Genomic DNA, 8,841 nt, shown 5'->3' on the forward strand with positions numbered 1-8,841 from the left:
CTCCTTGTTCATCACGGCCGGTCCTGATGCGGACGCGGGAGTTCGGGGGATGCGTCCCTAGCCGGGTCGGCTGGGATGTCGAACGAGCCGGGAGTAGCCGGCGCGCGGCCGGAACGCTCATTGGTAATGAGCTCCTCCAGCCATCTGACCTCGCGCTCGCAGGCGTCGAGGCCATGGCGTTGCAATTCCAGGGTGTACGCGTCGAGCCGCTCGCCGGCCCGGGAGAGCACGTCGCGCAGACCCTCGCGGCGCTCCTCGATGCGCCGGCGACGGCCCTCGAGGATCCGCAGGCGGGTCGCCTGGTCGGTGCGGGAGAAGAAGGCGAAGTGGACCCCGAAGCCGGCGTCGTCGTACGTCTCCGGGCCGGCCTGTGCGAGCAGGTCGGCGAAGCGCTCCTTGCCCTCCGCAGTGATCTTGTAGACAACCCGGCCCCGTTTGCTGGTCATCGGGGGGATCATCGACGGATCCGACTCGGATTCCGTGATCCAGCCGGCCGTCTGCAGACGCTTGAGCGTCGGGTAGAGCGTGCCGTAACTGATCGCAGCTCGGATTGTGCCCAGCTTGGTGGCTAGTTCCTTACGGAGCTCGTAACCGTGCATCGGGGTCTCCTGGAGCAGACCGAGGATCGCCAAGTCCAACATCCGGCGTCTCCTCTCCTGTGCCCCGATGTATCGGCCCGATACATCGCTACCGTAGATCCACGGCTCGATGGACGCAAGGAAAACGGAAAGTGTTGCCGGTTACGCGACCGCCGCGCCACGCTGTGTGATGGCTGTCGCCGCACCGGCGTGGACCGCGTACTCTCTTCGCCATGCGCACGCAGCGGCAGGTGGTTGACTACTCGCTACAGAAGCGGGCAGTGCTGCGTGACGTGCACCATGGGCGGGTCGGGACCCTTGAGGTCTGTGATGCCTCGCCGTACCTGAAAAACGCAGCTCGATTCCACGGCGAGCCGACCGACGACCGGTGTCCGGTCTGCCGCCGCGACAATCTCACCCTCGTGCATTACATCTACGGCGATGAGCTGAAGCAGTCCGCCGGACAGGCCCGCAAGCTGGCCGAGCTTCCCGTCCTGGCGATGACTCTGCGTGAGTTCCAGGTCTTCGTCGTAGAGGTGTGCCGCTCCTGCGCGTGGAATCACCTGATCCAGCAGTTCGTACTGGGCCGGGACGCGCTGAACGCCGACGAGCTTGATCTGGCCGAGGCAGCCGCCTCGGCCGCCGCGGGCCGCCACCGCGAGATCGGGTCGTTGTCACATCGCCGGGAGGGCCGCGGATGACGTGGCTTGATCTCGCTACCGTGGGGACGACCCCGACCGACTCGGGCATCCAGCGCCGCAATCGGTCATTCATCACATTCGATAGGGCGGCTGCCGGAATGCAGCCCAAATCGTCCGCACGTGGCGTTGTCGGCGGGGGCCCCTCCAGGGCTCTTTCGACGCGCGCCACCGCGACCGAGGTGTGACCGCATGAGTTCGTACGGCGATTCGCAGTCTCCGCGCGCCCGGGCCAGCGTGCCCGGGTCCGGTGCGTCCGCGCCTGGTGATGACCCTTCCAGTCGTCCAGCCCCCGACGCGTACCGTCGCGGGACCGGGGGGCGTGCCTCCGTCGGTGCCGCCTCGGTGGGCGCTGCGGCGGTCGGCTCGGCCACTCCCGGACGTGCCTCGGTGGGCAACGTCACCGGGTCCGCCCGGGTGGGCGCCCGCGCCTCGGTCGGTGCCGGCACCGGCCCGGTCGGCGCCCGTGCCTCGGTGGCCCGTGCCGCGGTCCGGCCGGGACCGCCCGCTCCTCCCGGCGGTCCGAGCGGACCGCCCATCGCCCCTTCGGGCAAGGACAAGTCGAAGGCCGCCAAGCGCCGTCGCCGCACCAACATCCTCACCGCCGCGGCAGCCGTGCTGGTCATCATGCTCGGCGCCGGCGTCGTCGGTGGCACCTACTTCTTCGATGACGTGGCGCTTCCGCCGCCGGTCACCGAGGACCAGTCGAACGTGATCCTCGACTCCAAGGGCACGGTGCTGGCCAAGCTCGGCGAGGCCAACCGCACCGTGGTGCCGGAAGAGAAGATCAACAAGGTGGTCGAGCACGCCGTTGCCGCCGCCGAGGACAAGAACTTCTACACCCACCACGGCATCGACATGAAGGGCATCGTCCGCGCCGCGTGGAACAACTTCACCGGTGGTGCCACGCAGGGTGCGTCGACGATCACCCAGCAGTACGCGCGGCACGCGGCCGACCTGAAGGCCATCAGCATCAACCGGAAGCTTCGCGAAGCGGTGATCGCGCGCAAGCTCGAGTCGCAGTACAACAAAGACCAGATCATGGGCATGTACCTGAACTACGTCGACTTCGGCGAAGGCAGGTACGGCATCGAGGCCGCGGCGCAGGGTTACTTCGGCAAGTCGGTCACCACGCCGGCCGGGCAGAAGAACGCTGTCACGCCGTACGAGGCCGCGGTCATCGCCTCGATCATCAAGCAGCCCTACCCGACCGACGCGCACAAGGGCTACGACCCGAACTACAACCTCACCGACGCCAAGCTGCGGTGGGAGTACACGATGAAGAACATGCTCGACATGGGCTGGATCTCTCAGGACGTGTACGACAAGCGGGTCTACCCGAAGGTCAAGCCGCGTAACTCGGACGCCTGCAAGACCTGCGCCGAGAACAAGCCGGTCGGCATGATCATTCGGCACGTCAAGGCCGAGCTGCTGTCGATGGGCATCTCCTCATCGGAGATCGAGCAGGGTGGTCTGACCATCCAGACGACGATCGACCCCGACGTGCAGAAGGCGGCCGAGGAAGCCGGCTCGCGCAACAGCGAGGATTCGCCGATGCACGGCCGTCCGAAGTCGTACCAGGCGGCGGTGATCGGCATCGATCCGAAGACCGGGCGGGTGCTCGGCTACTACGCCGGTGACAATCCCGCCGGCACCGACTACGGCGGCTATCTCAACGGCACCGGCACCGAGATCATCGGTGGCCAGTCGCCCGGCTCGACGATGAAGATCTACACGCTCGCGGCCGGCCTCAAAGAGGGTGTCTCGTTCGACAGCGTCTGGGACGGCACGCTGAAGCGTAAGAACGGTACGGAGATCAGCAACGCCGGTCAGGACCCGGGCAAGGTCTGCGCCGGAAAGATCAAGTACTGCGATCTCGAGACGGCGACGATCAAGTCGTACAACTTCCCGTTCTACTGGATCACCGACACCATCGGCGTGCCGAAGGTGCTGGAGGCCGCCAAGGCCGCCGGCATCCGGCACATCTACACCGACGTCAAGAAGGGCTTCCCGAACGGCGAGCAGGTCGACCTGAACAAGACCGACGCGTCGACGTGGTCGAGTGCCGGCTACTTCGACCGTGAGGTCGGCTTCGGTCAGTACCGTGTCGTGCCGCTCGAGCACGCCGAGGGTGTGGCCACGATCGTCAACCAGGGTGTGCACCACGCGGCGCACTTCATCAAGACGGTCAAGCGGGTCGACCCGGACAACGGCAAGTCGTCGGTCATCGGCCAGGAGAAGACGGACGGCAACCGCGTCTTCGGCGAGGCCGAGATGTCCAACCTGTCGTCGGTCATGAAGGAAATCGTCGACGTCGACAAGCGGGACCTGCGCAACGGCCGCGAGAGCATCGCCAAGTCCGGCACCTGGGAGTACAAGGAAGGCAGCGGCGACTGCTGGTTCGTCGGTGGCATTCCGCAGCTGGCCGCAACCGTCTGGGTCGGCGGCGCCACCAACAAGGTGGAGCTCAAGGAGACCACCGGCAAGGACATGTTCGGTGCCGGTACCCCGTCGCGGATCTGGAAGATGTTCCTCGACTCGGTGACCAAGTCGCTGGACATGAAGCAGGAAGACTTCCCGGCGCGCCAGAAGACCGGTGACCCGGCCAAGTTCGGCAACGGTGAGAAGCCCGCCGCGCCGGTCAACGACTGCGCGTTCGCGGTCATCGGCCTCGGCTGTGACACCGGGCAGAACAACAACCCGGGCAACGGCCAGGGCCAGGGCCAGGGCAACGGCCAGGGTAATGGGAACGGCCAGGGCAACGGCCAGGGCAACGGCGACGGCAACGGTGGTACGGACACCGGTCAGACCGATCCCGGGGGCATAACATTACCCACCACAGCTGCCCAAACCGACGGCACTTAGCCGGGTCAGCCGCTTGATCGTGGACCGGCGCGCGCCCCACTCGGGGCGTGCGCCGGTTTCTTTTTGTCCGGGTGCGACCCACTGGTGATCGGGCGCGCCGTCGCTGAGGTTCTTAAGGCATGATGCGTTGTCATGAGCACGCATCCGTCCGAGGACATTGACCACCCCGATGGTCCCGGCGCTCCGGCGGCCGGCGCTCCAGCGACCGGGGACGGGTTCGTCCGCGGGCTTTCCGAGGCGATCGGCGGCCCGCTCGGCCAGCACGCCGTGCGCCCGGATGCGCGGCGCGGGCGGTTCTGGACGGCGGCCCGGATCATCCTGGCGCTGACGTGCATCACGCTGGCGTTCTCGTGGGTGCAGAAGTCGCCCTGCCAGACCGGCGACTGGCAGAAGAACATTCAGTACACGCGCTTCTGCTACACCGACGTGCTCGCGCTCTACTACGCCGAAGGGCTCAACGAGGGCAAGGTCCCCTACAAGGACCACGCCGTGGAATACCCGGTGGTCACCGGCTACTTCATGGGGGCGCTCGGGCTGCCGGTCCACTCCTGGGGCACGAAGCACCCGGAGATCAACCAGGGCCAGTGGTTCTACAACGTCAACGCGCTGGTGCTCTCGGCGCTCGCAGTGGCGACCGCGGCGGTGATCCTCGCCCTACGCCGGCGACGACCCTGGGACGCGGCGATCTTCGCGCTCTCCCCGATCATCTTCTTCACCGCCACGGTCAACTGGGACTTCCTGGCGATCGGCCTGGCCGCGATCGGTCTCTATCTCTGGGCCAAACGACATCCGGTCGGGGCCGGCATCTTCCTGGGGCTGGGCGCGGCGGCCAAACTGTGGCCGCTGTTCATCCTCGGGCCGCTGCTGGTGCTCGCGTTGCGGTCGAAAACCGTCGACAAGTGGTTGTGGGCCTTCCTGTCCACGGTCGCGGCCTGGGTCGTGGTCAACTTCCCGGTCTGGTACCTGTGGCACGACAGCTGGCTGCGCTTCTTCCAGCTCAACAGCGAGCGGCCGATCGACTGGGGCACGTTCTGGTATGTGGGCCGTTACCTGGACGGCAAGTGGCACAGCGGCGGTGACGGTGATCAGGGCCCGTTCCAGTGGCTGAGCAACCATGTGCCCACGCTCAACTGGGTCACGTACGGGTTGTTCGGCCTGTCCTGCGTCGCGATCGGCATCCTGGCGCTCGCCGCACCACGCCGCCCGCGCCTGGCCCAGCTCTCCTTCCTGGTGGTCGCCGCCTTCCTGATCTTCAGCAAGGTCTGGTCCCAGCAGTACGTGTTGTGGCTGCTCCCGCTGATCGTGCTGGCCCGCCCGCGCTGGGGAGCGATCGTCGCCTGGACGGTGGCCGAGTTCGGCTACTTCACCGCGTTCTACGCCGAACTCCTGGGAGCCAACGGCAAGCCGGTGATCCCCGAGGGCACGTTCGTCCTGGCCTCGACGCTGCGCCTGGTCACCGTCGCCGTCCTGTGCGGCCTGGTGATCCGCGAGATCTGGCGACCGGAGCTGGATGCGGTACGCCAGACCTACGGCGACGAGGACCCCGACGGCGGTTACCTGAACAACCCCGACATCTCCGCGGTGGCCACCCTGCGCCGCCGCCTACGCCTGGACCGCCCGAAACCGGCCACCACCGACGACGCCCCACCAACCCCGGAACCAGCCGGGGCCGGCACCTGAAGCCACAGCGCCACCGAACGGCCGCCCGCACAGCGTCACCCGGGCGGCCGTACGCGTCTCTTCCGTTCTTCCGCGCGCAGCCTGTCCGAGCCACCGCGCTGAGCCGCAGTCCAGGGGCTGCCCGGCCCGTAGACAGATCACGCGGCCTCACCGGCGGTCATGCGGGTTGCCCGGCCCGCAGGTCGGTCGCAGGGCTTCACCGGGCGCCGGCAGAAGGCGGTTTGCCTGGTACGGCGTCCGGTGGTCCTGGCTTCGCCCCCGCCGGTGGTCCTGGCTTCACCCTCTGGCGGTCCCGGCTCCGCTCCCGCCCGGCGTTTGGCCATGCGCACCAGCTCGGCGCATCCTGGCCGGACCTCCCCGCGGCTCGTGACGAGCCTGCTGGGCGGGCGAGCAGGCTCGGTCACAACGTCGGCGGGCGGCGAGTATGCGGGCCGAGCCCGCCGCGCGGCCGGTGGGCGAGGACGGCCGCACTTCCTCATTGCGCCGCGGGCGGCGGGCTTCGCCTATTTCGTCAGTGCCTGGGCCTGGACGGTTGGCTGGATGGTCCGGGTCGGGAAGGTCGGGGTTGGGAAGGTCTGCTCGGCGCCGGGCTGGGGAAGGGTTTGGCCTGGGATGACCTCGCCGGGCTGGGTGGGGAACGTGCCCTGGCCGGGCTGGGTCGGGAACGTGCCCTGGCCCGGCTGGGTGGGGGACGTGCCCTGGCCGGGCTGGGTCGGGTCGGTCGGCTGGGTGGTGGGCTGGGTCAGGCGGAAGAGGACGGCGTCGTCCAGGTCCTCGCGGGTTATGCCCAGGGAGTCGACGGGGATGTCGCCTGCTCGTTCCCATGGGGTGCCGGCCACGTAGTCGCGCAGCAGCAGGACCGTCGTGATGCCCTGGGTGCGCAGGTAGTCGACGCTGGCCTGGTCGGGGAAGGTGGTGGCGTTGCGCCGGAGGTCGGCCTGGCGGCCGGCGGCGAAACCGCCGGAGCCGTTGGCGATCTCCTGGAAACGGGTGGTGGACCACAGCATCGTCATCTGGTCGGTCAGCTCGGCCGTCGGCAGGACCAGCATCGGACCGGTGACCGTGCGCATCGCGGACGGCTGGTCGGGGACGACCGGGTGGGCGGTGGAGTTCCAGCCCTCGACCAGCACCAGGACCAGCGGGATCAGCGTGGCCGTGCGCAGCCACGGGCCGGGCCACGGTGGGATGCGCTGCTCGGCCCAGTGGTCGGCGCGCCGGACGAACTCGGCGACCGCCCCGGCGGCCAGAACCGCGAGCAGGAGTGTCACCCACAGCATCAGCCGGCCGGGGATGCGGGTGCCGAGCGAGGCCGGCAGGTGGCCGAAGAGCGGCAGGTAGGTCCACTTGCCGTCGAAGAAGTTGGTGCCCAGCGTCAGGATTATCGTCGCGGCCAGGCCGGCCAGCAGGAACAGGCGCTGCCAGAGGGTCCAGATGGAGAAGGCCAGGCCGGCGAGTGCCAGCGCGTAGAGGACGAAGCCCGGCAGCAGCGACATCTCGGCCGGCCAGGTCAGCGACGATCGCGGCACGGCGTGCGCGCCGCTCCAGATGCGCGACTCGGCCGGACCGATCAGCAGGCTGCGCAGCGGTGGCGAGAAGAATTTGATCTCGGCGGTGGCGGTGGCCGTGCCGGAGCTCTTGAAATAAGGAAGGGCGATCAGCGCGGCGATGCCGACCACGATGAGCGGGCCGAGAACGTCGGTGACCAGCAGCCGCCAACCCAGCACCGGGCGTTCGGCAGGCCGGCGCCACCATCGGATCGGCACCCGGACGAGCAGCACCAGCAGGATGAGGCCGAGCACACCGAGGAACGGCAGACCCAGCGAGAAGCCGAGGCTGACCTGCCAGGCCGCGACCAGCCAGCCGGCCGCCGCCCAGCCGGCGTTGCGGTGTTTGCGCCGGAAACCACGCCGCATCGACCAGCCGTGCCCGCGGGCCAGCATGGCCAGGGCGAGCGGGATGCCGCCGGCCGAGATGATGTCGAGGTGGCCCTCCTGGGCGAGCCGCCACGGGGCGGCCGCGAAGGCGACCGCTGCCACGGCCGCCCCGGTGCGGCCGGCACCCAGCTGACGGACCAGGGCGTAGGAGCCGATCAGCAGCAGGGCGTGGGCCAGCACGAAGAGGATGTTGTAGCGCAGGGTGGCGGCCAGCGGACCCTCGCCGAGCATGCCGGCCGGGGCGTAACCGAGCAGGCTGTCGCCGAACGCGAAGCTGTTGGGCTCGTTGAAGAACGCGTTGGACTGCCACAGCTGGACCGGATCAGTGAGCAGGATGTGTCCGCCCCAGGCGATCTGCCAGGCCTGCCGAGCCGGGTCGCCGAGGTCCTGCGGCAGCGTGTGCAGCGGGTACTGCAGGGTGGGCCAGGTCAGCGCCACGGCAATGGCCAGGGCGATGTAGGTGACCACGGCGTACTCGTGGATCAGGCCGCGACCGACGGCGCGAATGCCGCGGCGGATCCGGCCGGGCGGACGCTCGGCCGTGGCGGCGAACGCTTTCCACGGGTCGGGCGGTGCGTGGGCCGGCCGGTCGCTGGGCAGCGGTTCCTTGAGCTTCACGCCCGGCGCGGCCGCCGGCAGAACGGCCACATCGGACGGTGCGGAGGTGCTGCCGTGCACGCCGGCTGCGGCGGCCATGGCGCCGACCGGAGGATGTGTCACCTGCGCCGGAATCCGCGGTGCGGGAGCCGGCGCCGATCGCTTGCCGAAGATGAGAAAGCGGCGCCGACCCGGCTTGGCCGGCGCCGGGCCGACCTCCGTCACAGCGGGCTGGGTCAGCGTCGGCGTGGGCGACGCCGCCCTATCGATCAGGGCCGCCCGAGCAGCCTCGGACATCGGCGGCTTGACCTCACCCACCTGCTTCGCCGTGCCGGAAGCCGCCGTGCCGGAAGCCGCCGTGCCGGAAGCCGCCGTGCTGGGAGCCGCCGGTGTCGCCGGACCGGATGCAACCGGGCCGGGAACTGCCGGGCGGGAAGCAGCCGACTTCGCCGAGCCGGCCGCCGCGGCGCCGGAATCGGCAGGGCCGGA

At 69.2% G+C, this 8,841-nt stretch carries 5 protein-coding genes; 3 read left to right on the forward strand and 2 right to left on the reverse strand.

Going from position 1 to position 8,841, the window contains the following annotated elements; all coding sequences use genetic code 11:
- Positions 1 to 11: 11 nt before the first annotated feature.
- Entirely contained in the window at positions 12 to 641 is a 630-nt protein-coding gene (locus Ato02nite_RS45540) for a PadR family transcriptional regulator (RefSeq protein ID WP_213012963.1), read from the reverse strand.
- 170 nt (positions 642 to 811) lie between these two features.
- Between Ato02nite_RS45540 and Ato02nite_RS45545 the strand changes: the two genes are divergently transcribed.
- From Ato02nite_RS45545 to Ato02nite_RS45555, 3 genes are all read left to right on the forward strand, one after another.
- Positions 812 to 1,279: a DUF5318 domain-containing protein gene (locus Ato02nite_RS45545; protein ID WP_213012964.1), complete on the forward strand. Its 468-nt coding sequence runs from the start codon at positions 812 to 814 to the stop codon at positions 1,277 to 1,279.
- A gap of 342 nt (positions 1,280 to 1,621) precedes the next feature.
- Positions 1,622 to 4,141 carry a transglycosylase domain-containing protein gene (locus Ato02nite_RS45550; RefSeq protein WP_246608129.1) on the forward strand — a complete coding sequence of 840 codons (2,520 nt, stop codon included), beginning with the start codon at positions 1,622 to 1,624 and terminating at the stop codon, positions 4,139 to 4,141.
- Between the two features lie 132 nt (positions 4,142 to 4,273).
- A complete protein-coding gene (locus Ato02nite_RS45555; RefSeq protein ID WP_213012966.1) occupies positions 4,274 to 5,821 on the forward strand; it encodes a glycosyltransferase family 87 protein in 1,548 nt (515 codons plus the stop codon).
- A gap of 503 nt (positions 5,822 to 6,324) precedes the next feature.
- On the opposite strand, the gene Ato02nite_RS45560 is transcribed toward Ato02nite_RS45555, so the two are convergent.
- A complete protein-coding gene (locus Ato02nite_RS45560) occupies positions 6,325 to 8,649 on the reverse strand; it encodes a hypothetical protein (RefSeq protein WP_246608130.1) in 2,325 nt (774 codons plus the stop codon).
- Positions 8,650 to 8,841 lie beyond the last annotated feature (192 nt).

This window comes from Paractinoplanes toevensis (assembly GCF_018332695.1).
GTDB lineage: Bacteria > Actinomycetota > Actinomycetes > Mycobacteriales > Micromonosporaceae > Actinoplanes > Actinoplanes toevensis.

Coding starts and splice junctions, on each gene's coding strand:
- Ato02nite_RS45560 (WP_246608130.1), bottom strand. CDS start 8,649: ATGTCCGAGGCTGCTCGGGCGGCCCTGATCGATAGGGCGGCGTCGCCC.
- Ato02nite_RS45540 (WP_213012963.1), bottom strand. CDS start 641: ATGTTGGACTTGGCGATCCTCGGTCTGCTCCAGGAGACCCCGATGCAC.
- Ato02nite_RS45555 (WP_213012966.1), top strand. CDS start 4,274: ATGAGCACGCATCCGTCCGAGGACATTGACCACCCCGATGGTCCCGGC.
- Ato02nite_RS45545 (WP_213012964.1), top strand. CDS start 812: ATGCGCACGCAGCGGCAGGTGGTTGACTACTCGCTACAGAAGCGGGCA.